This is a genomic window from Marivirga sericea, assembly GCF_900177665.1.
In the GTDB taxonomy this organism is placed as follows: domain Bacteria; phylum Bacteroidota; class Bacteroidia; order Cytophagales; family Cyclobacteriaceae; genus Marivirga; species Marivirga sericea.
On sequence record NZ_FXAW01000002.1, the window covers coordinates 490,731 to 514,940 of the forward strand.

Annotated in this window: 18 protein-coding genes and 1 tRNA gene; 10 read left to right on the forward strand and 9 right to left on the reverse strand. The window is 35.5% G+C overall.

The annotated features are described in order from the left end of the window. Positions 1 to 9 precede the first annotated feature (9 nt). Positions 10 to 252: a hypothetical protein gene (locus B9Y84_RS07455; RefSeq protein WP_085516452.1), complete on the forward strand. Its 243-nt coding sequence runs from the start codon at positions 10 to 12 to the stop codon at positions 250 to 252. 5 nt (positions 253 to 257) lie between these two features. On the opposite strand, the gene B9Y84_RS07460 is transcribed toward B9Y84_RS07455, so the two are convergent. The 9 genes from B9Y84_RS07460 to B9Y84_RS07500 all read right to left on the reverse strand — a co-directional run bounded on the left by B9Y84_RS07460 (position 258) and on the right by B9Y84_RS07500 (position 12,530). After that, positions 258 to 1,157: a bile acid:sodium symporter family protein gene (locus tag B9Y84_RS07460; protein WP_085516453.1), complete on the reverse strand. Its 900-nt coding sequence runs from the start codon at positions 1,155 to 1,157 to the stop codon at positions 258 to 260. A 113-nt stretch (positions 1,158 to 1,270) separates the two neighbouring features. Beyond that, on the reverse strand, positions 1,271 to 4,135 hold the full coding sequence (uvrA, locus tag B9Y84_RS07465; protein WP_085516454.1) for an excinuclease ABC subunit UvrA: 2,865 nt from the start codon (positions 4,133 to 4,135) through the stop codon (positions 1,271 to 1,273). Between the two features lie 197 nt (positions 4,136 to 4,332). Further along, a complete protein-coding gene (gene lgt, locus B9Y84_RS07470) occupies positions 4,333 to 5,139 on the reverse strand; it encodes a prolipoprotein diacylglyceryl transferase (RefSeq protein ID WP_085516455.1) in 807 nt (268 codons plus the stop codon). Positions 5,140 to 5,165: 26 nt separating this feature from the next. Next, positions 5,166 to 6,602 (reverse strand): TlpA family protein disulfide reductase, encoded by a 1,437-nt coding sequence (locus B9Y84_RS07475; protein WP_085516456.1) that lies wholly within the window; start codon positions 6,600 to 6,602, stop codon positions 5,166 to 5,168. A gap of 12 nt (positions 6,603 to 6,614) precedes the next feature. Then, positions 6,615 to 7,085 (reverse strand): Lrp/AsnC ligand binding domain-containing protein, encoded by a 471-nt coding sequence (locus B9Y84_RS07480; RefSeq protein WP_085516457.1) that lies wholly within the window; start codon positions 7,083 to 7,085, stop codon positions 6,615 to 6,617. 810 nt (positions 7,086 to 7,895) lie between these two features. Next, entirely contained in the window at positions 7,896 to 8,159 is a 264-nt protein-coding gene (locus tag B9Y84_RS07485) for a hypothetical protein (protein WP_139827976.1), read from the reverse strand. A 414-nt stretch (positions 8,160 to 8,573) separates the two neighbouring features. Further along, entirely contained in the window at positions 8,574 to 11,168 is a 2,595-nt protein-coding gene (locus tag B9Y84_RS07490) for an ATP-dependent Clp protease ATP-binding subunit (RefSeq protein WP_085516459.1), read from the reverse strand. A 90-nt stretch (positions 11,169 to 11,258) separates the two neighbouring features. After that, positions 11,259 to 11,888 (reverse strand): WbqC family protein, encoded by a 630-nt coding sequence (locus B9Y84_RS07495; protein ID WP_085516460.1) that lies wholly within the window; start codon positions 11,886 to 11,888, stop codon positions 11,259 to 11,261. 18 nt (positions 11,889 to 11,906) lie between these two features. Next, complete coding sequence (locus tag B9Y84_RS07500) at positions 11,907 to 12,530, reverse strand: L-threonylcarbamoyladenylate synthase (protein ID WP_085516461.1); 624 nt, start codon at positions 12,528 to 12,530, stop codon at positions 11,907 to 11,909. A 93-nt stretch (positions 12,531 to 12,623) separates the two neighbouring features. On the opposite strand from B9Y84_RS07500, the gene mltG reads away from it, so the two are divergent. The 9 genes from mltG (at position 12,624) to B9Y84_RS07545 (ending at position 24,100) form a co-directional block, all read left to right on the forward strand. Further along, entirely contained in the window at positions 12,624 to 13,658 is a 1,035-nt protein-coding gene (mltG, locus tag B9Y84_RS07505) for an endolytic transglycosylase MltG (RefSeq protein ID WP_085516462.1), read from the forward strand. A gap of 2 nt (positions 13,659 to 13,660) precedes the next feature. Next, positions 13,661 to 14,065, forward strand: a complete 405-nt coding sequence (locus B9Y84_RS07510; protein WP_085516463.1) for an acyl-CoA thioesterase — start codon at positions 13,661 to 13,663, stop codon at positions 14,063 to 14,065. Then, entirely contained in the window at positions 14,062 to 14,994 is a 933-nt protein-coding gene (locus B9Y84_RS07515) for a YihY/virulence factor BrkB family protein (RefSeq protein ID WP_085516464.1), read from the forward strand. Before B9Y84_RS07510 ends, B9Y84_RS07515 begins: the two co-directional genes overlap by 4 nt. An 85-nt stretch (positions 14,995 to 15,079) precedes the next feature. Then, positions 15,080 to 15,164, forward strand: a tRNA-Ser gene (locus B9Y84_RS07520). 163 nt (positions 15,165 to 15,327) lie between these two features. After that, positions 15,328 to 16,638 carry an AAA family ATPase gene (locus tag B9Y84_RS07525; RefSeq protein ID WP_085516465.1) on the forward strand — a complete coding sequence of 437 codons (1,311 nt, stop codon included), beginning with the start codon at positions 15,328 to 15,330 and terminating at the stop codon, positions 16,636 to 16,638. 10 nt (positions 16,639 to 16,648) lie between these two features. Next, entirely contained in the window at positions 16,649 to 17,335 is a 687-nt protein-coding gene (locus B9Y84_RS07530) for an RloB family protein (RefSeq protein ID WP_085516466.1), read from the forward strand. 404 nt (positions 17,336 to 17,739) lie between these two features. After that, on the forward strand, positions 17,740 to 18,471 hold the full coding sequence (locus B9Y84_RS07535; RefSeq protein WP_139827977.1) for a hypothetical protein: 732 nt from the start codon (positions 17,740 to 17,742) through the stop codon (positions 18,469 to 18,471). A gap of 12 nt (positions 18,472 to 18,483) precedes the next feature. Continuing rightward, entirely contained in the window at positions 18,484 to 22,863 is a 4,380-nt protein-coding gene (locus tag B9Y84_RS07540; protein ID WP_085516468.1) for a cadherin repeat domain-containing protein, read from the forward strand. 1 nt (position 22,864) lies between these two features. Further along, positions 22,865 to 24,100, forward strand: coding sequence for a caspase family protein (locus B9Y84_RS07545; protein ID WP_085516469.1), 1,236 nt, complete (start codon positions 22,865 to 22,867; stop codon positions 24,098 to 24,100). The last annotated feature ends 110 nt before the right edge of the window (positions 24,101 to 24,210 follow it).

Sequence of the window (24,210 nt, forward strand, 5' to 3'; positions counted from 1 at the left end):
ATCAGTATTATGTTTAAATTCTTATTAATTCTATTTTTGATAGGATATCTATTCTTCAAGATAGGAGGATTTCTTTTCAGATTATTCTTGGGAAGAACTGCAAAAGCAGCTCAAGAAAGACAGTATCAGCAGAATAACAAAGGTAGAAAAACAAAAGACGGAATCCATATAGACCATGTTCCTAACCAAAAAGGAAAAAGAACTGGCGGGAACTTCAAAGGTGGAGAGTATGTAGACTATGAGGATGTTTAAAAACGCTAAGCAAACACTTTCCTACCTGACCAGACAAAAGCGATAATTAATCCGGCAACAATATGCCAGATTCCCCACCATCCAGCGATTATTGCCATTCCACCAATTCCGTCAAAAAAGTTGAAAATAAGCACTAAGCCTAAGCCAGAATTTTGAATTCCAGTTTCAATTGAGATAGCTTTCCTTTCACTCTCTTCTAAACCGGCAAGTTTAGCCATCCAATAGCCACTTAAGAATGCTAATCCATTATGGAATAGCACAACAACAAAAATAAGGTGAATGTATTCAATGAAGTAGTCAGCATTTTTCATGAAAGCAATAACTACAAAGGCTGCAAAAATCACTATAGACAGAATATTGACAGGTTTTCTGATTTTTTGAGCGATGACTGGTTTATAATGTGCAAAAGTGAGTCCAAATATGACAGGAATTACAATCAAATATATAATCGTTGAGAACATGTCCCAAATATTTAATGAGATACTACTCTTTAGACCTTGAGCTCCTTCAATAAAGGAAGACCAAAAAGCAAAGCTAAATGGTGTCATGAAAATGGCTGCTGAGGTAGTCAAAGCTGTTAAACTTACAGAAAGAGCAGCATTTCCTCCGGCTAATTTACTGATGAAGTTACTAATGTTTCCTCCTGGGCAGCAGGCAACTAGGATCATCCCTAGGGCCATGCTAGGCCTAGGTTCAAAAATAAAAATTAAAACCAGGGTGATGATAGGTAAAATTACCCATTGAGATATCAATCCAATAATGGAAGCTTTCGGATTGAGTAGAACCCTTCTGAAATCCTCTACTTTCAAGTCTAGCGCTACGCCAAACATGATAAAGCCCAACAAAAAATTTAATAGCAATAAACTTTCACTATTGAAGTTAAGCGTTACTTCATCCATATTCATACGTCCAATATATAAAAAAATATGCTTCGCATTTAAAAAAGTTATGGTTTGAATTAGATCTCGTTAACGTCAGCTTCATTTTTTTCCTTCCTATTTCACCATCAGGTCTTTTTTCAAGATTGTAATTCTGCTTTTAGGAATTCACCGGTATAACTATTATCAAGCTTAACAATTTTTTCTGGGGTTCCTGTGAATACAATATTTCCGCCACCAGTTCCCCCTTCAGGTCCCAAATCAATTAGGTAGTCTGCTACTTTGATTACATCCATATTATGTTCGATTACAAGCACTGTGTTTCCTTTATCAACCAATTTCTGCAATACTTCTAACAGGTGTTCAATATCTTGAAAATGAAGACCTGTGGTGGGTTCATCCAAAATGTAGAAGGTATTTCCAGTATCCTTTTTAGATAATTCGGTAGCTAATTTTACCCTCTGTGCTTCACCACCTGATAAAGTAGTAGCATGTTGACCTAAAGTGATGTATCCTAGGCCTACTTCGGACAGCGTCTGGATTTTCCGTAATATCTTAGGTTGATTGGTGAAAAATTCAACCGCTTGCTCTACGGTCATATCCAAAACATCTGAAATTGATTTTCCTTTAAATCGAACCTCCAATGTTTCTCGATTATATCTTTTGCCTTTACATGTCTCACAGGGAACGTGTACATCAGGCAGGAAGTCCATTTCAATTAATTTCATACCTGCACCTTCGCAAGTTTCACATCTTCCGCCTTTCACATTGAATGAGAATCTGCCTGGCTTGTAGCCTCTTATTTTGGCTTCTGGTAAATTGCAAAATAGCGCACGAATGTCAGTGAAAACTCCAGTATAAGTGGCTGGATTTGATCTTGGTGTTCTTCCAATAGGAGATTGATCCACTTCAATCACTTTATCTAAATGCTCCAATCCTTTGATGGATTGATGATCCATAGGTTCTTTTTTGGAGCGATAGAATTTCTGATTAAGTATAGGGTAAAGTGTATCATGAATTAATGTAGACTTCCCACTTCCGGAAACCCCAGTCACACACATCATCGTACCTAAAGGGAAATCTACATTCACATTTTGTAAGTTATTGCCTTTAGCTCCCTTCAATTGTAGTTTTTTGCCGTTGCCCTTTCTTCTTTCTTTTGGGATTTCAATATTTAGCTCTCCCTTTAAATACTTAGCGGTTTTACTTCCCTGCTTCAGAAATTCTTCTGGAGTTCCTGCCGCTACAATTTTGCCGCCATGTCTGCCTGCTCCTGGTCCAATATCTAGAATAAAATCGGAAGCCAGCATCATATCCTTATCATGCTCCACCACCATGACGGTATTGCCTAGGTCTCTTAAGTCTTGCAGAGCAGCGATCAGTTTTGTATTATCTCTTTGATGTAATCCAATACTGGGCTCATCCAAAATATAGAGAACACCCACTAATTGAGTTCCTATTTGCGTAGCCAATCGGATTCTTTGGGCTTCTCCTCCGGAAAGCGTTTTTAATGGTCTGTCTAGCGATAAATAATCCAAGCCCACATCCAACATAAAGCCTACACGCTTTCGGATTTCCTTTAGAACCTCAGCTCCGATCAGGTTTTGTTTTTCAGATAGTCTGTCTTCAATATTTTTAAACCATTCTCCCAAACTGCTAATACTCATTAAAGCAAGTTCAGAAATGTTTTTGCCATCAATTAAGAAATGAAGGGACTCTTTTTTTAGTCGCTGCCCATTACAATCCGGGCATTTTTGGATTACGGTATATTCCTCAAGCCAATCCCGCATTTTGTCTGTACCGCTTTCCTGCTGTTTCTGCAAGAACTTGATAATACCTTCGAAACTAGTACTCCAATTGGTACCTGGATATTTTTTGGAACTCACTTCTACCTTCATTTTGCTTCCATAGAGCAAAATATTGAGAACTTCCTCTGGAAATTTTTCTATTGGAGTACTGAGATTAACATCAGTGTTTTTTAATAAGGCATCTATTTTTTTGAAAATCCAGATGTCTCGGTATTCACCTAAAGGTGCAATTCCACCACGACTGATACTCAATTTTGGATTAGGAATAACTGTTTCTTTGGTAATGTTCTCCAATTCCCCTAAGCCTTTACAAGTTGGGCACGCACCATAGGGCGAATTAAATGAAAAGCTATTGGGAGCTGGTTCATCATAAGCTAATCCTGTTTCAGGATCCATCAAATTCTGTGAAAAGTGTTGGATATTGCCATCCGTATCTCGCACCATCATAATCCCATTGCCATGTTTTAGTGCAGTCTTTACAGATTGGGTAATACGGTATTTATCTTTTTCGTTAACTACAATCCTATCTACAACTATCTCAATATCGTGAGTTTTGTATCGGTCAACCTGCATGCGAGCATCAATTTCCAAAATTACTCCATCTACTCTAGCTTTTGTAAAGCCCATTTTCCTGATTTGCTGGAAAAGCTCACGGTAATGTCCTTTTCGACCTTTTACAACAGGCGCTAAGATGCTTAATTTGGCATCCGGAAATTCGGTTATTAAATGCCCTATTATCTGGTCTTCAGTTTGACGCTGCATTTTCTTGCCCGTTTTGTAAGAAATGGCTTCACCAGCACGAGCATAAAGCACTCTTAGAAAGTCGTATATTTCTGTGAGGGTACCAACTGTTGAGCGAGGGTTTTTAGAGGTGGTTTTTTGTTCAATCGAAATGACAGGAGATAGCCCATTTATTTTATCTACATCTGGACGTTCCATATTACCTATAAAGGATCTGGCATAAGCGGAAAAACTCTCCATATAACGTCTTTGGCCTTCGGCATAAATGGTGTCAAAAGCCAAACTTGATTTACCACTCCCACTAATTCCAGTCACCACAACTAGCTTATCCCGTGGTATTGAAATATCGATATTTTTTAGATTATGCTCTCTAGCGCCAATTACCTCGATATATTCCTCCTGGCTTGCTGTGGTTGTATTTTTGACTTTTTTTCCTGCTTCCTTCGTTAAACTCATCCTCTAAATTTATAACTTGCTAATTTACAAAATAGCATAGAGGATTGTTTGGTTTTGGGAAAGATAATTTTTGAAATAGAAGATATTAACTATCAGTTCTATCAGCGATAAGCATAGTTTTAAGCTTGGCTCAAAAGTAGAATGAAGTCAAACTGTTTTAATGATTTTATTACAAAAGTTGGTATTTGAAGTAAGAGTTAATTTTTTCTCTTTACCCCAACCAAAATTAATACCCAACCGATAATAAAGTAAGGGATACTCAACCACTGCCCCATATTTAAAACCATATCCGCTTCGAAAGCAGTTTGGTCAGCTTTTACGAATTCTATGAAAAAGCGAGCAGTAAATAGTAAAACCAACATAGCGCCAAGTATGAATCCTTTGCCAAGCTTTTGCTTTTTATCTAGCCAAAATAGAATTCCGAAAATTAGCAGATAGGAGAGGGCTTCATATAATTGAGTCGGATGTCTCGGAATATTATCGATACTTTGAAAAATAAATGCCCAGCTTACATTAGTAGGACTGCCAATGATTTCGGAATTCATCAAATTACCTAAACGGATAGAAGCTGCAGCCAAAGGAATAACTAAAGCTATCGTATCCAAAATCCACATCTTAGAGATTTTCTCAACCCTTGCAAAAATAAGGAGTGCGATGATTACTCCAACTCCGCCACCATGACTTGCCAGTCCTCTATAACCAATAAACTCAAAAGAGGGCGAAAAGCTAAAGGGTAATAGTATTTCAAGTAAATGGTTTTGGTAGTAATCCCAGTCATAGAAGATGCAATGTCCCAATCTTGCCCCTATGATGGTTCCTACTACCAAATAAACTGCAAGATTGTCCAGTAATTTTACATTTACCTCATCCCTTTTGAAACGCCATTTTACAAACTGATAGCCCAATACGAACCCTAAACCGAACAGGATTGAATACCACCTTAATTGATAAAAACCAAAATCTATTAAAATTCCATCGGGGTTCCAGATGATGTAGTTGAGCATGATATCTATGTTAAATCGTAAAGATGCTAATTATTTGGTTTTAAGAGTGCGTCTAGTTGAGATTTTACCTTTGGTGCTTTGTTGGCGTAGTTGACTTTCATGATATTACCTTTTCCTAAGATAACGTAATGTGGAAGACCAGTAATCCCAAATTTTGTTTTTATTTGTTCGTGCTTTTCTCCTTTTGGACTAAATAGATTTAACCCTTGTAAATTGAATTTTTCAACGCTTTCTTTCCACTTTTCTTCCTCACTTTTTATGGCTAAGTTGATAAATACAATATTTTCATTTTGGTGATAATCCTTTATTGTTGCATTCAACTGTGGGATATTGGCAATACATGGTTTGCACCATGGTGCCCAGAAGTTTAGGTAAATTATTTTATCTTCAAAATCTCGTATATGAATTTTTTCCCCATTTGGGCTGTACATTTCAAAATCATCGACTTTGGTGTCTTCCTCATAGACTTCTTTAGAAAGAGCTTTTTGGTCTATTATTTCTGTTACTAGCTCTTTATTGATACTAATCTCCCATTTTGTGGCAATGGAGTCTAGTTTAGTTTTGTCATATAACCTTATGATATCAGTTAAATGATGGGCAAGAAAATAGTCTTTGATTTCATTATTTAAATATCTATTCGCATCATCTACTAGATGATTTTTTAGGTAGTTGATTCTTTCTTTACCTTGAAGTTGTTTTAATTTACTCTGGTCGACATCCTTCCAAAAATAGTTAGTTAAAAAGCTGAAATAAGAAACTGAAGAGATAGCTTGCGTATTATTCAGTTCCAATTCATCCACAAAATCGTAAAAGCTACCGGGTAATGGACTTTCTATGATCTGCATGGCTTGATTGAACAATGGGAACTGGACTTTCAGGATTGCAGCATTATAGATCATATGTATTTCTTCCATTTTCCTAAACGCAACAGGTAATTCCTCTTTGTAGTTTTTCAAACAGTTCATTTGTATTTCGGCAAGAGAGTCTACTGCATCTTTTAATTCATTGTAGTTATCAAAGGTTCTCAGCATTTGGTTGACAGGTTCTTTTATACTTAGATATCCAGTGGCTTTTTTCTTAGCCATGAAGTACTCATTTTCGCTGACAAATTTTCCAGAGAAGTTTTTGGGTTTTCCTGTCGGAGATAAATGAATAGCTACTGTATCATCCGGGCTTACCCAAATATTTTGAGCGAAACCATTTATATGGACTGTGGCTCTGGAAGGTCTGTCAACTGGAACATGTAGAAAATTTGCGTTTTGGTTTAGCACATATTGCGCTTTAAAATAATCATCGGGTATGATCGAAACATGACTGATGGATACTTCAATAGAGTCATTTGTATGCCCAGCTTGTTTGACTTTTATAGTTGCGTAGGCTTTTGTTTTAAAATCTAATTTTTTTGCTTCTTTCGAACAGGCACTAAAAATAAGCCATAAGATTAACAGGGAGTAATTTCTCATAAAATGGGACTTTTACTTTTTTCGGTCCAGTTGAACTTGTCTGTTTATACTTTCCTCCAAAGATATAAAAGTCTCTGTTCTTTCAATTCCTTCTATTGGCTGAATGTAGTCGTGAAGAATATTTTTTAAGTGATTAGTGTCTCTACAGACAATCTTAACAAACATAGAATAGGCGCCAGTAGTGTAATGACAGTCCACTATTTCAGGGATCGCTTTTAAAGCTGTCACCACATCATCATACAGAGAGCTTTTTTGAAGGTAAACTCCCAGAAAAGCAGTGACATCTAATCCTAGTTTGGATAAATCTACTTGCAATTGTGAATTCTTTATCAAGCCTAATTTTTCCATTTTCCGCATTCTAACATGCACAGTTCCAGGAGAAACAAATACTTCCTCGGCTACTTCTGTATAAGGCCTGCGTGCATCCTGCATGAGGATATTTAATATGGCTAAATCAGTATTATCAAGTTGATAATTTTCCATGCTTTTTAATAGTTTAAATTATTAATAGTGTAATTTAATATTTATAAAATTATGATATATGTATTTATTAACAAATATAATTGTATAATAGTTAATATATTGATGTTTTTATTACCTTTGAAATATCAGAGAGGCAAAAAGTGCAAAGCTGATTTAATTTTGTAAGGTGATGGAATTGGCAAACATGCCCTCCTGTCTCGGGGGTGGAGAATTGGGATAAAGCGCAGCGCTTTCACGATAATTTGTAAAGCAGTTTATCGTGAGAACTGTAGCCTAACTGCTTCTTGGAGGTTCGAATCCTCCCCTTACAGCAACAAAACCTGATTAAATACTTGGGTGACTATTATTATTCAAACAAGAGGTTTGAGAAGATGACCAACCTACGCTAAAGCTAGGGTGAAGTACCTTGTAAGGTGATGGAATTGGCAAACATGCCCTCCTGTCTCGGGGGTGGGGAATTGGGATAAAGCGCAGGACTTTCACGATAATTTGTAAAGCAGTTTATCGTGAGAACTGTAGCCTAACTGCTCCTTGGAGGTTCGAATCCTCCCCTTACAGCAACAAAAACTGGATAAATACTTTGGGTGACTATTATTATTCAAACAAGAGGTTTGAGAAGATGACTAACTTACGCTAAAGCTAAGGTGGAGTACCTTGTAAGGTGATGGAATTGGCAAACATGCCCTCCTGTCTCGGGGGTGGAGGATTGGGATAAAGCGCAGGACTTTCACGATAATTTGTAAAGCAGTTTATCGTGAGAACTGTAGCCTAACTGCTTCTTGGAGGTTCGAATCCTCCCCTTACAGCTATTTATCGATATAGGTAAATCCCATTAAAATTTGACTTACTCATATTACAAGTCTGAACACCTTGCGCAATAAAATGAAACAATATTTCTTTTGCCTCATCGATTGGACACTTTTGATAATAAATTTCTTCCTTTACTCCTAGAAGAGAAGCTCTTTCTAGAGACGCAATGCCAATTTTCCACTCACGGGCAGAAGCTCCACTTAATTCAATTGTTTGGGTGAATTTATCTATAACGCTGGTTTTTTCCACTGTTGCAATATGCATGATTTTTAGATTTATTGTAATGTAAATATCGCTTCTTTCCACTATATTTCAAATTAATTCAATACTTTATCGTTTAAGTGCAATGTTTTGGCTATCAATTTGATTTATGATAGGACAGGTAAGGTAATTTACAGATGTAAGTTTTACTGAGTCAATCAGGATAATGCATTAGCACATTTAAAGCTGGGGTTGTAAAAATATTCCCGCACTTTGAGATGCAGTAGGAAACAATTTGTAGGTAGATGCTGTATAGACAATATGTATTTCAGATTGAGATTTTATAGAGCTATGATGAAGTAAATTGCTTTAGCTTAATTGAATGAACCAAAATGTATTTGCTTAGCTTTTCCTAATCTTTTTAGATGAAGTTTCCGCCACTAGTGCCTATTTAAAAGGGCAAAAAAAAGAGGCTGATTAATCAGCCTCTTTTTTATTTTCTTGATTGGTATCTTCTTTATCTTGGTCTTTCTTTCCTTTCTTATCTTCCTTTTTCTTTTTCTTAGACTTAATAAAGAGCTTCTCACTCTTACCATCATGATCCGCTATAATAGAATCGCCAATCTTTATATTTTCATTTAAGATTTCTTCTGCTACTAAATCTTCTAGATATTTTTGGATAGCTCTATTCAACGGCCTTGCTCCATACTGCTGGTCGTAACCCTTTTTGGATAAGAAATCCTTAGCTGCATCAGTTAAATCTATATCATACCCTAAAGACAACATTCTATCAAAGACTTTCTTTAATGAAATATCAATGATTTTATGTAGATGTTCTCTTTCCAAGTGATTAAATACTATGACGTCATCCAGTCTGTTCAAGAATTCAGGACTAAATGCCTTCTTCAAAGCATTTTGAATTGTAGACTTCATTACCTCGTTTGAGTTATCGGCTTTTGCACTATTTGAAAACCCGATTCCAGCTCCGAAATCCTTTAAATCACGTACACCAATGTTGGAAGTCATGATGATAATAGTATTTCTGAAATCAACTCTTCTTCCTAAACCATCTGTTAAGATTCCATCATCCAGCACTTGCAGTAATAAATTGAAAACATCCGGATGCGCTTTTTCGATCTCATCTAATAGAACTACAGAATAAGGCTTTCTTCTTACTTTTTCAGTAAGTTGACCGCCTTCTTCATATCCGACATATCCCGGAGGCGCTCCAACCAATCGTGAGACGGAGAATTTTTCCATATACTCACTCATGTCAATTCTGATAAGAGCATCTTCTTTATCAAATAAATAAGTAGAAAGTACTTTTGCCAACTCAGTTTTACCTACACCCGTTGGGCCTAAGAAAACAAAGGAACCTATCGGCTTTTTAGGGTCTTTCAATCCAATCCTAGTTCTTTGAATGGCTTTTGATAATTTACCAATAGCTTCATCTTGTCCAATTACTTGTGTTTGAAGATCATCTCCCATTCCTTTAAGCTTCGCACTTTCATTTTGCGCTACTCGCTTCGTAGGAACTCCAGTCATCATAGCGATAACCTCTGCAACATTTTCTTCCTTAACAGTGTATCTCTTGGCTTTTGTATCTTCCTCCCATTTCCTTTTCTCTGTTTCTAACTCATCGATAAGTTTTTTCTCAGTGTCTCGTAAACGAGCGGCCTCTTCATATTTCTGACTTCGAACTACTTGATTTTTTTCCTTCTTAATGTCTTCAATAGAAGCTTCTAACTTAACAATTGCATCAGGAACATGAATATTGTTCAAGTGCACTCTTGCTCCAGCCTCATCCATCACATCAATCGCTTTATCAGGCAAGAATCTGTCCGAAATATAGCGATCACTTAATTTTACGCATGATTCAATTGCTTCATCAGTAAAATTAACATTATGATGCTCCTCATACTTATCTTTAATATTCATTAAGATTTCCCTAGTTTCTTCAGGAGTAGTTGCATCTACCATTACCATTTGGAAACGTCTGGCTAAGGCACCATCTTTTTCGATATATTGACGATACTCATCTAATGTTGTAGCCCCAATACATTGTATTTCACCCCTAGCTAATGCTGGTTTAAACATATTGCTGGCATCTAAAGAACCTGAAGCACCACCTGCACCTACTATAGTGTGCAACTCATCAATGAACAAAATCACATTAGGAGATTTCTCTAGCTCATTCATGACGGCTTTCATTCTTTCTTCGAATTGACCTCTATATTTCGTTCCGGCTACTAAAGAAGCTAAGTCTAACGTCACTACCCTTTTTCCAAAAAGAACTCTTGATACTTTTCTTTGAACAATTCTTAATGCTAATCCTTCAGCGATGGCAGTTTTACCAACACCTGGTTCACCTATCAAAATAGGGTTGTTTTTTTTTCTTCTGGATAAAATCTGAGCTACTCTTTCAATTTCTTTTTCACGGCCCACGATAGGATCTAACTTATCATCTTCCGCCATTTTGGTCAAATCTCGACCAAAATTATCCAGCACGGGTGTTTTTGATTTTTCACTCGTTTTAGATCCTCCAGAACCTGAGCTTGTTTCTCTTGCTCCGCTTCCAAATATTTTTCCAGAATCCTCATCACCATCTTCTGTATCAGATGAAGCCATAGGATTCTGCGTTTGATATTCCAAAAGCTCTTTGATTACATCGTAGTTCACATCAAATTTCTCCATCACTTGAGAAGCGATATTATCTTCATCTCTTAATATGGATAATAATAAATGTTCTGTACCGATTAATTGGCTTTTAAAAATCTTTGCTTCCAAATAAGTGATTTTTAACACTTTTTCGGACTGCTTTGTCAGCGGTATATTGGCAAGGTTCTTTACGTTATTTGTTGCGGTCCCTCTTGTACTTCGTTCTAATTCCCCTCGAAGTTCATCGAGCGAAACACCAAGTTTTTTCAAAAGACTGATCGCCACTCCTTCACCTTCTCTTACCATTCCTAATAGTAAGTGTTCTGTACCAATATAGTCATGGCCTAATCTGAGAGCCTCTTCACGGCTCAAAGAAATAACCTCTTTAACTCTGTTTGAAAATTTTGCTTCCATATGCTTACTGCTCGATATTCTAACTACATGCCTTTAGGCATATTTAAATGTAACTATTATAAAAACTAAATAAAAAAACTAAGGTTTAATTTATTTCAAAATTGACCTCTGAATGATAGTTTTTGCATTCGGTCCTTCATTCATTAACAAATCTATAATACTTAAGTTCGGTTCAAAAGTGTTGCCAAAACTTTGACTATAGATTGCAGGTTGATAAAATTTAGTTAAAAAAGCTGCTTTTTTAGGGTGTATTAACGACCTAGCATCCATAACGTTTCCAGAAACTTGTTTTTCATAGCTGCCGCTTTCGGTAATTTTGATTTTCTGGGCTGTGATTTTAAGACAGATTGTCAGTAAATCTAGATTTAAGTCCCATAAATAATTATAATTCCTTTTAAAGCATGGATTAAATTCATCTGCAAAGAATTCAAAGAAAGGTGATTTCCCATAACAAGTTTGAATGCTTCGCCAATGTTTCTTATACCAACTTTGGCTGTTGTCTATTTTAATATCCCTTGTTTTGATTTTTTTATTGGCGCCTTGCAGCGGAACTGTTAAAATCTCTATTTGTTGAGAAGATAATAGATGACATCTATTCCTATAAGTTTGCTTCTCAAAAAATTCATTCGCTTCTAGCATTAATTCTTCTTGACCTTTTAGGCTTGTGAAAAATGCTATCGAGGGCAGATATTGTAGTTCTATTAAAATGGAGTTATGCATTCAAAACTTAATTCCTTCTCACAAAATAATTTCTCCTAATCCTTCTCGTATGATCTCTGCAGGTTCTTTCGTACAATCTATAACAGTGGAAGGGTTATTGTTGCCATAACCGCCATCAATAACCACGTCTACTAGATTCTTGAAAGACTCATAAATCTCTTCTGGGTCAGTAGGATATTCCACTATGTCGTCATCTTCCTTTATGGAAGTTGTGATTAGTGGATTTCCTAAGGCCTTTACTATTGCTGTTGGAATATTATTGTTAGGGATACGAATTCCAACTGTTTTCTTATTCGCATTTACTATTTTGGGGACATTACTGTTTGCAGGCAATATGAATGTAAAAGGTCCGGGTAAATTTTTCTTCATCAACTTAAAAGTTGGCGTAGATAGATTTTTAACATAATCGGAAATATGGCTCATATCCTCACAAATAAATGAAAGGTTAATTTTGCCTGGTTTTATGCCTTTAACCCAGCAAAGTTTGTCTATCGCTTTTCTATTGGTAAGGTCACAGCCCAAACCATAGATAGTGTCAGTAGGATAAATAATTACACCTCCATCTTTCAGGATGTCAACTATCTGTTGGATTTTCCTTGGGTCAGGATTTTCTTCGAATAATTTTATAAATTCAGCTGCCATACACAATATTAATCAATTTGAAATTAATTAGAATAGTTCAAGCCCAAACAAAATCCTTAAATTTGCATTTTAAATTAAGTCAAACACAAGTATATGAACAGAAATAAATTTTTAATCGGGTTTGTAGTCGTTTTCTCGATCCTGATCACTTCTTTCGTTTTCTATTTTTATCAAGTTTTTTTCTCCGAAAATATTTTGGTTGAAAAAGGAGATGAAGTGATTTTGATAGAAGAAGCTATGGATTTTCAAGATTTACAGGATATTGTCTACGACAGAGGAATCGTTAATGATATGCTTTCCTTCAGTTTTGTAGCTAAGCTTTTGGATTATCAAGAAAACATGAAGCCTGGTTTGTACCTAATGAAAAAGGATATGACCAATTTGCAGGCAGTTAGAATGCTAAGAGCTGGAGAACAAATCCCAACCACCACTACTTTCAATAATGTTCGTTTGAAGCCTGATTTGGCTGGCAAAATCACTGATAATTTACAGGCTGATTCAGTGACTTTTCTAAAACTCTTAAATAGCGATTCATTAATAAACTCTTATGGTTTTACGCAAGATAATATTTTGAGTATGTTTATTCCAAACACCTATGAGGTGTATTATACCATTTCAGAACAGGCTCTGTTTGATAAAATGTATGCGGAATATCAGAGGTTCTGGAATGCGGAACGGAAAAGTAAGGCAGAAGCGCTTGGACTTTCACCAACAGAAGTGAGTGCGCTAGCTGCCATAGTGCAGGCTGAAAGTGTACAATCAGATGAGCGCCCTAAAATAGCGGAAGTGTACTTGAATAGATTAGAAAGGAATATGAGATTGCAAGCAGATCCCGCCTTGGTTTATGCGGTAGGTGACTTTACCATCAAAAGAGTTTTAAATGTGCATAAAGAAGTAGATTCCCCCTACAATTTATACAAATACAATGGGCTGCCGCCAGGGCCTATTAACTTGCCAGAAATTGAATCGATAGATGCTGTTTTAAATCCTGATGAACACAATTTCATCTATTTTTGTGCAAAGCCTGATTTTTCAGGCTATCATGCTTTTGCAACTAATTTGAGGCAACATAATATTAATGCAAGAGACTATCAAAATGCATTGAACCGCTCAAATATTTACAAGTAATTATGTATCATTTCGAACACAAATTGAGGGTGCGTTATGCTGAAACTGACCAAATGGGCTATGTGTACTATGGGAACTATGCTACTTATTTTGAAGTAGCTAGGGCAGAATCTATTCGTGGATTAGGTCTATCTTACAGAGAAATAGAGGAGGAAGGAGTTATTATGCCAGTTTTGGAAAATTATTCCAAGTATTTGAGACCGGCCCGATATGATGATGAATTGACTATTAAATTATCTATTCCTAAATTCCCCGAAACGAGGATTCGATATGAATACGAAGTATACAAAGAAGAAAAATTAATCCATAAAGGTTATACGGTACTGGTTTTTGTTGATAGAAATACAGGGAAACCTTGTCAAATGCCCAATGTTTTAAGTAAAATTATGGAACCTTATTTCAAATGAAGTTTAAATATTTACGCATCATAATGTCCATTGGCTTTTTTAGAAGTATTATTCACTTCTTGAAAAGAAAGCGTCTGAAAAGGAGTGGAGTCTCATATTTTACCCTAATCAAAATTTTTATAGATGAACTCGGTGATCATAATTTGATTGAAAGAGCCAATAATGTAGCCTTTCAATTTACGTTGGCAATATTTCCTGCTATTATCTTTCTGTTCACGCTTATACCCTACTTGCCTATAGATAATTTACAGCAAGAGGTCATGAGTTTGTTAGAAGAAACTATGCCTGAATCAGTATACGAAGTGGCGCAGTCAACTATCGTTGATATTTTATCGAAGTCACGGGGAGACTTACTTTCTGTGGGTTTCATCTTTGCGCTTTATTTTGCTACTAATGGAACAAGCGCATTGATGACTGCATTTAATCAGACCTATCGAACAAAAGATAGCAGAGGATTTATCAAAGCTAAAGCCATTGCTATAGGTCTAACTTTTCTGTTAGCTTTTGTACTCGTTGCGTCCATTCTTTTATTGATTGTTGCACAGCAGCTGATTTATTTCTTGGAAGATTTTGGGATAATTAATGATACCCTTGAGGTGTATATCTTTGTTGGTTTAAGATTTTTGGTGATATTCTTCCTTTTTCAAATAGCTATTTCAGTAATCTACTACTGGGCTCCAGCTATACATAAGAAATGGCACTTTTTCAATCCTGGTTCCATTTTAGCAACTTTTTTATGTTTAGCGGTTTCATTTGGGTTTTCTATTTACATCAATAATTTCGGGACCTATAATAAGCTTTATGGTTCAATCGGAGCATTGATAGCCATCATGATATGGTTTTCGTTCTTGTCTCTATTCTTAATCATAGGATTAGAGTTAAATGTTAGTTTGGAGAAGGCAAAAGAAAATAAATTGCATCGTCTGTAATATTTTTTAAAATTCAGCTTGTACGAAAAATATTTTCGCATACCTTTGCAATCCAATTCGGGAATAGGATTCCCAAAAAACGAATAGAGGCGTGGCAGAGTGGTCGATCGCGTTGGTCTTGAAAACCAATGTACCGCGAGGTACCGGGGGTTCGAATCCCTCCGCCTCTGCAGAAAATTAAACCCTGATAGTGAACACACTGTCAGGGTTTTTTTGTGTCCTTTTTTGCGGAAAATCTCCCATTTTTGTAAAGTAAAATAAATTTAATTTAAATTCGCACAACCATTTATTATACCTATATTTGCAATATATATGCAAATTTTAATATAACTTATGAAGCTCCAAGAGTTTAGTTTTGGTAATTTCAGGTCTTTCAAAGATGTTAACACTTTGAATATGTCTGCTGCAAAAATCAAATCAAAAAATAAAGATGTTGATAAAACTAATATCATCCACGGACGAAATATAGAGAAGGTTTCTTTCTTGAAATCTAAAGCCATTTATGGTGCTAATGCTAGTGGTAAAAGTAATGTAGTAAAAGCCTTCATCACCTTTATCCGAATTATTGAGCACTCTGTAAAAGATGAAAGAGTTTTAAATATGGTAGATTCATTTAAATTGTCTAGTGAATCTGACCTTGAACCCAGTTTCTTTCAGATTATTTTTTGGGAGAATGATGTTCGATATAGATACGGCTTTGAATTGGATAATAATGAAATCCTATCTGAATGGCTATATGGAAAGCCGGGGGAGAGAGAGTTGATTTACTTTATCAGAGAGGGTAGGAATGTAGACCATGTTGATAAAAAGAATTTTGGCGAGGCTAACATGTTAAAATCACTATTAGTTATTGAAGATGATTCAGATGAAAATGATATCTTCCGTGATAATTCACTGCTATTATCAACTCTAGCAAGTTTTGGCTTTGGAAAAACATCAAAACAACTTGTCAAGTGTTTTAAGTCAATTTATGTAATTAGTGGCCTAGGCGATAAAGGTATGTTTGAGTATGCAGGTGAATCTTTAGAGGATGAAGCAATGAAGGAATACATTCTGAAGTTTCTAAAATTTGGAGATATTGGCATTGAAGACTTAAATCCAATGGAAATTTCACGAGAAGATTTGCCTAAGGATATAGACGAGGATACCAAGAGAGCCTTTGAAAGTCTCAAGGAAAGGAAATATTTACTCTCTATGAGGAAAGTGTATGACAAGAATAAAAAGTTTGTTGGGAATCAAGAGCTATCATTTCAGTTACATGAATCAGAGGGAACACAAAAACTTTTTGAATTAAGTCCATTCATTTATGAGGCTTTGAAAGAAGAGAGGATTATCATTATCGATGAATTCGATGCCAGATTCCACCCATTGTTAACAAAAAAGATTTTAGAATTATTTAACTCCAATGAAAATACGGGGTCGCAATTTATATTCACAACACATGATACAAACCTTTTGTCATCTGACCTTTTAAGACGAGACCAAATTGATTTTACAGAAAAAGATAAATTTGGTTCAAGTCATTTATATTCCTTAGTCCAATTTAAAGGGATTAGAAATAATGCATCTTTTGAAAAAGATTATATTGATGGAAAGTATGGAGCTATTCCTTTCTTAGGAGATTTCAGTAAGATTTTACAATAAAATTAGAGAAATGCCGAAACCTACCAAGTCAATAAAAAAAACAGACCAGTCAAAAGCGTGGAATAGAAAGAAGAGAGCATCTAGTTATCAAATAGAGACTAGGGAGGTAAACAAAGTAATCCTTATTGTCACAGAGGGCCAAACTGAACAGTTATATTTTAAATCCTTCCCAGTTTTAACTCTTACAGTCGAGGCTATTGACCTTGGTGGTCAGAGTAAAACAAAACTGATACAGGTTACGGAGGATATTGTTGAAAATAGTGCTACAAAATATGATGAGATTTGGTGCGTTTTTGATATGGACATTAAACATGGGGCCCAAGAGTTTTCAGATTTTGATAACGGAATTACATCTGGCAAGGCAAAAGGATATAATATAGCGTATTCAAATGACTGCTTTGATTTATGGTTTTACCTCCACTATCATTACAGTGAGCAAAGTAATCATAGAGAATTTTATTACGATTTCTTAAGTAACGCTTGGGGATGTAATTATGTAAAAGAAGGGAAAAAATATAATTTTTGCAACGAGGTTTTTAACTTATTAGAAAAAGATGAAGATGCTTCTCAATTCGAGGCTATAAATAGAGCAAGGAAACTATTTGAGAAGACTGCACATTTGCCTTACCATGATCAAAATCCTGTAACTATGGTTTATGAATTGGTGGAGTTATTAAATGAGAATTGTCGTAAATAACAATTTGTAATTAAAGGGATAAAATGGGCTCCTAAAAAACAATTATAAGTAAAAAAAATCTCTCCGCCTTTGCAGAAAATCAAACCCTGATAGTGAAAACTGTCGGGGTTTTTTTATGGTAAAAAATTCAAGTCTCTTTCGGGAGTAGGAATGATTATTTTCTCATGAAATCAGAAGTATACTGACTGTTGAAAAGAAAATGCATCAGTATGAAATGTATGAGAGAACTCACAGCTCTGATTCCAACTTATTTTTTCTAATATTTTCCTGCCTAGGTATTTATTAATCTACATTAGAACCTGATTTTATAACCTTTTTCTTTAAAAGGCTGTTACAATATGTATTGCGAACAGTTACTGGACTTTAAACTTTAAATGTTGCACTATCTTATAAAAGGCATATTCTTGTCATTATTTTTTATCCAATATTGCCACCAAGGCAAATCTCAAAGAATCGAAATTGAAAGGATGTTTTTCAAAGATTCAAAAGTACATGTGCTTTACAATCTTTTAGATGATTCATTGGGTAGAGCTTATCAAGTACGGTTGTATTGCTCAAAAAACAATTATGCTTCCCCTTTAAAAGAAGTAAAAGGAGCGGTGGGTATAGATTTATATCCGGGCGGTAACAAAGAACTAATCTGGGATCCATTTGCCGAGTATGGTGTAAATTTTAATGACAAAATTGCTCTAGAAGTTAGAGGAAGAGTTTACATTCCTTTTGTGAGGTTGGATGATTTTAATTATGAAAGTCTTAAGAGAGGGAAAGAATATTTATTAAGGTGGTCAGGCGGATCTTCCAGTACTATACTGGATATCGATTTATATAAAGGAGATGTTAAAATAGAAACCTTTCCAGATGTAGCCAATGTAGGCAGCTATGATTTGATATTGCCCAAGAATACCAAACCAGGGGAAGGTTACAGGTTAAGGATCTCAGATCAAGAAAATATTGATGACATTGTTTTTTCCCGGGTATTTGAGGTCAAACGCAAGATTCCCTTAATCTTTCAGATTGCTCCTTTGGCAATTGCTGGTGGTGGTGTGTATTTTTTAATTACCCAGTTTACAAGTTCTTCAGGTGGAGGCCCGGATGAGGTGCAACCAATAGAAGACCCTGTCAATCCGCCCAATTAAATAATATTATTTATGTATAAATTGTACAGATATTTTATAGTATTTATGCTGTTAATCCCTGAATTTGCCTTTTCTCAGTACGAGGGTGGGTTTGTGGATAATATGAGTTCAGATATGATATCGAGGTTATCGATTAAAGATATGCCCATTTCAGATATAATCGAGTATAATGATGGTTTGATCACCTATACTGATGACTCCTTATTTTTTTACAATGTGCTGCAAGAGGAGGCTCAGGCCTTAATTAAGATAGGGTATGCTGAAGCAGAATTTGTAGATCTCAAGATTAACGCAAGCGGCTCGTACCTTTTTTTCAATACTTTCGATGCTTCCGGTAATTTTCAAACTGCACAGACTTATAATTTAACAGACAACACTTTAAGCGATTTAGGGTCAGTAATTTTAGAGGATGTATTTCTTGTTGCCGATGAGATTTACTTAATTGGTAAAGAGTCTCCATTAGGCGACTATGGATTATATTATCAGAGTTCCTCCGGTAAAATTGCTGGTCTCACATTTCAAGAGAATTACCAACTCGAAATAAGTTCTGATGGGAAATTATGGATACTTGCAAATAATCTTTCACAATCAGATATTATTCTCTACTATATCGATACTCAAACAGAACCCGCCAAGCTAAACAACTTCTCTCAGCCGAATGATGTATCATTTACACTTATCAATGACCAGGTTTATTACAGCTCGCAGGATAAGGTAATTAAGGTGGCTCCAGATCTCAATAAAACAGAGGCAGTTACTTTAAGAGGCGAAAGTTTTTTCAAATTAGGGGCTGGTTATATTGGGTTTTATGTTTCCGCAAGCAACAATGTTGAAATCGTAGATACTAATGGTAATATATCTTCATTAAGTGATTTTGTCAATTTAGGCGCATTTTTAGACAGTAACCTTCAAAACGTTTTACAATTGTCCAATGACTATGTCGCCTTGGTCAATGGAAATAATGAGGTGATGATTATTAATTCTTTAGTGGAATTTGTGAATCAGGGAAACTTGTTTTCTTTTACAAATACTCCTTTTTACGGTAAAATTTCCAATCAACGTTATTTAAGTCTATACTCCTCTGAAACTTTGATTCAAAAATCAGATGAGCTTTTGTATTACGATCTTGATGCAAATGAAATCTTAGTGGATAAAGATTTTGCAGATTATGAAGAAGTTGGATATAATTTCAGGCCTGAGTTTGCTACCACTGCTGATAATAATTTTGTGGTAGCGTATACGCCCGCAAATGGCTTTGAACTGAATCTTTTGTCAGAGACTGACGGCTTTCAAGTCGCAGAAGAAGTCACAAATGATGACTTTTCTCAGCAATTCTTGATAAATAAAGGAGTGGGCGAAGTATTAGAAGAGTATTCTACCTACCCTAAAAGACTTATTTCTCTGAATAACACTTTGTATTATTTAGCTCATTTAGCTTCAGGTACTTATGATGGTTACTATTTTTTGTATAAGGTAAATGAGTATCCAACTAACATTGATTTTTCAAATAATACTGTAAGTGAGGCCATAAATTCTGAAATTGTAGTTGCTACTATTTCTTCCACTGATTTTGATGATAGCGAATTCAGCTATAGTTTAATAAGTGGTGAGGGTGATGCAGATAATAATCTTTTCAGTATTTCCCAAGATGAATTGATTACATCAGGAGGATTTGATTATGAAAGTAAGGCAAGCCTAAGCATTAGAATTCAGACAACAGACCCACACGGCCTTACCTATGAAGAGGTCATGAGTATTTCTGTAACAGATGCTAATGATAGCCCTGCAGATATAAAGCTAAGCAATACTTCTATTTTGGAAGGTGAGGCAGAGGAGACCAAAGTTGCAGATTTAAGTGCAGATGATCAGGATACCAATGATACATTTAATTATACACTGATTTCTGGCGATGGCAGTGAAGATAATGGAAGCTTTTTAATTGATAATTCTGTTGATCCATCTGTTTTAAGAACTACTGCTGTTTTAGATTACGAAGTACAGAATTTACTTAATATCAGAATACAAGTTGAAGATGAGACAGGGGCTACATTTAGTAAGAGTTTAGGTATTAACGTAACCGATGCCAATGATCCTCCGGATTCCCTGGCACTCAAGCTCGAAGCCAATGAATTTGCACCAAAAGTAGCAGAAGAGATTATTACTGAAATATTGATTAGAGACCAGGATTTAGATACAAATCTTACAGACACCTATAATAGTGATTATAGTATTTCATTTTCAGAAATCCTCGGCAATAACGGAGCTGAGAATTTCTATATCTCCTATACAGGCGAGGCATACGTTTTAAGAGCGCTCAATGACATTGAATACGATCCAGATAATCAAGAAAATAATATGTTTACGTTTCAGCTGTATCTAGAAGATGCTAATCATTCCTCCGGTAAAATTACCAATTATACACAAGATTTTAGTCTGGAAGTTTATGGGGAAAATAGTCCAACTGCTCCGAAAGGAATAATATTGACCAATAACAGCATGAATGAAAATATAGAGGAGAATCCTAACGGGTTAATTATTGGGGAGTTAAGCACAACTGACCAGAATAATGGGTCTCATTCATACTCAATTGTTGATACCCAAAATGGAGATAGTAAGGATAATTCACTTTTTGAAATTATAGATTCCAATCAGCTTGCATTTAAAAGCTTTGAAAACATAAATCATGAAAAAGATTCAATCTATCAAATCAATCTAAAAACTACGAATAATGAGACAGGGCTTTCGACAGAGGAGCTGTTTGATATTATTATTGAAGAGTATTTAGATGCAGAACAACCCAAAATAGAACCATTCTTTCCTGAAAACAATATTATTTCTGTCTCGGAAGATGGAAACATTGAACTGGATATTAAAATCACTGATTGGGAATTGGATACTGTGAAGGTTCTTTATGGGGGCATTATACAAGAAAATTTTAATAAGGAAGCAGGTGTTTCCTATCAAGAAGTACAGGAAAAAATAGAATTTCCTCTTCCTGATGATCAATTCGATGCATTTGGGTTAAAAGTACAATTTATAGCGGAAGATAAAAGCGATAATGTTGATTCCAGTGATGTTTTTTATTTTTATCGAGAACTACTGGATAACAATCCATATAGTAATTTGCCCGCCGAAAATCTTGGAACAGGCAGATTATCCACAGATTATAAGATGCTTTCCATTCCTTATGATTTAAATAATAATGAAATAAAATCTTTTCTGGAACAACAGCTTGGAGTGGTTTATTCTATCAATGATTTTAGGATATTGCACTGGAATCCTCAGAATGAAGAGTATGAGGGTATTCCTCGCTTAGTAAATTTTAAGCCGGGAGAAAGTTACTGGTTTACTACTACAGTGGAAAATCCGGAGATAACTTTTGGCTCAGGTAAACTCTATCAATATAAAGAAAATAATGCTTTTGTTTGGCAATTAGAAAAAGGATGGAATCAGATTGGTAATCCTTACCCTATAGCTTTGGATTGGGGTAAGATTACAGAGGGTACTGCCCTTGAAGGATCCACACTACACAAATATGACTCAGTTTATGAGGCATCCGAAACGCTTGAGCCTTACGAAGGAGCTTTTGTTTTGGTGGAGGAGGACCTACAACTGAAAGCTTCAATTAATAGCAATAGCAATGAAAGCGATGTAAATGAAGTACCCTTTTCCTGGAAGTTGGATTTTGAAGTGGAGCAAAATGAATTTATTAATACAGGCAGAATTGGAATGCATTCCGATGCATCCGTCAGTTTGGATAAATTTGATTTAGCCAACCCACCGCATTTTTCGAAGTATCTGGAGATAAATTTAAATAAAGAGGAACGATTTTATTCAAATTATAAAAATGATGTAGTAAATAATCAAAGAGAGTATGATTGGGATTTGACAATTAATAGTCATCAGCATGATTCTCCGACTACATTAAGCTGGAATTCGGCAGGAATATTACCCAATCAGCTTTTTCTGGTAGAAATGAATTCTTTAATGATGCTAGACATGGCCTTGCAAAATGAATATTATTTCACCTCCGAGAGGAAGCCGAAATTTAAAATTATCTATCGTAAGTATAATTCGAAGCCTATCAATTTAGGAGCTCTTCAGGTGGGGCAGCCTTATCCAAACCCAATGACAGATTTTGCCATTATAGGAATGAACTTGCCTGATTCTAAAAAACGATATAGAATTTCAGCTGAGATCACAGATTTGAGTGGTAAAATAGTAAAACAGCTAAGAAACAATACGGCTTATAAAAGTGGTTTCCATCGATTGAAATGGGATGGCGTTAATGATGATGGTAATGAAGCTGCTTCAGGAATTTATCTGTATCGTCTATCTATAACTGGGGATAAAAAAGATGTTTTTACAGGTAGAATAATGAAATTGAATTAAAATGATACAGCTTTTTATGTACAGAATAAAAGAATTCTTTTTTTTAGTATTATTCATAGTCCTTTCTTCGATTGGAACAGGACAAATAATTTCAACAAAATCAGTCCATTTTCAGGTAGATAGCTCCATGAAATCAGGAGAGCTGATTGAATTGCCACAAATAGTCTGGATTAATCCAGCCTTAGAATACAGCAACAGCACGAAAAATGATGTTACTTTAAAAGCTGAAGTTAGCGCTACGAGCGATCTCGAAGAGGTGGAAATTCAATTAGTTGAAAAAAGCAATAAACAAATAATAGGCACGAAGATTTACGAGCTAAGAGAAGGCAAAAGAGGGCTGACCATAGAAAAGAATTTTTTTCTACCAGATGGAGATATACTTATTAGCTTAAAAGCTAAAACAAAAAAGGGCGGAACAGTTTTAAGCACACGTTCTATACTTGTGGGTATGGATGCAATGAAAAATGCAGTGTCTATAGATAGAAAAGATTATGCATTAATCTTTGCCACCAACAAATACGATAACTGGAGTGATTTAGTAAATCCGATTTATGATGGGAATTCAATCGCAAAGGAACTGAGGGAGACGTATGGGTTTGAGGTGGAAGTTGTTGAAAATACAACTAAAAAAGAGGTTTTTAGAAAAATTCTAGAATATAATAGAAAGGCTTATAAGCCACAGGATCAGCTAATGATCTTTTTTGCGGGCCATGGCCAGTTTGATGAAGATTTTGGTGAAGGATACGTTGTGGCCAAAAACTCCGTGGCTATCGATAAAAGTAAAACAAGTTACATTTCCCACTCTCGTTTAAAGACTGTCATTAACAATATTCCATGTAAACATATTTTTCTCACCATGGATGTGTGCTTTGGCGGAACTCTTGATCCGGAAATAGCTGCAAGTAGGGGAGGTCCTGATATTACGGATCCTGATAAGGATTTTTTAGCTAAAAAGTTATCCCATACCACCAGAAGATATTTGACCTCCGGAGGTAAAGAATACGTTTCAGATGGAATTCCAGGGGAGCATTCACCATTCGCCCAAAAATTTATTGAAGCACTGAGGACTTACGGTGGTTCCGACAGGATCTTGACTCTCTCGGAAATTAAAACGGAACTAGAGAAATTGGAACCGACACCCAGGATGGGTGAATTCGGCAAAAATGAAGATTTAAGTGATTTTCTTTTTATCAAGAGGGCATTTCAAAAAGACGCCTTAAAAGATGACGAAAAATAATATCTAGTGCAGTATTGGTGTATTTTGTATGGTAGGAGATAGAAATTAGCCAGAATTAGAAAGAAATCAAATGTTCTTCAATGTGGTCTTTTGGTTCAAATCACACTGTG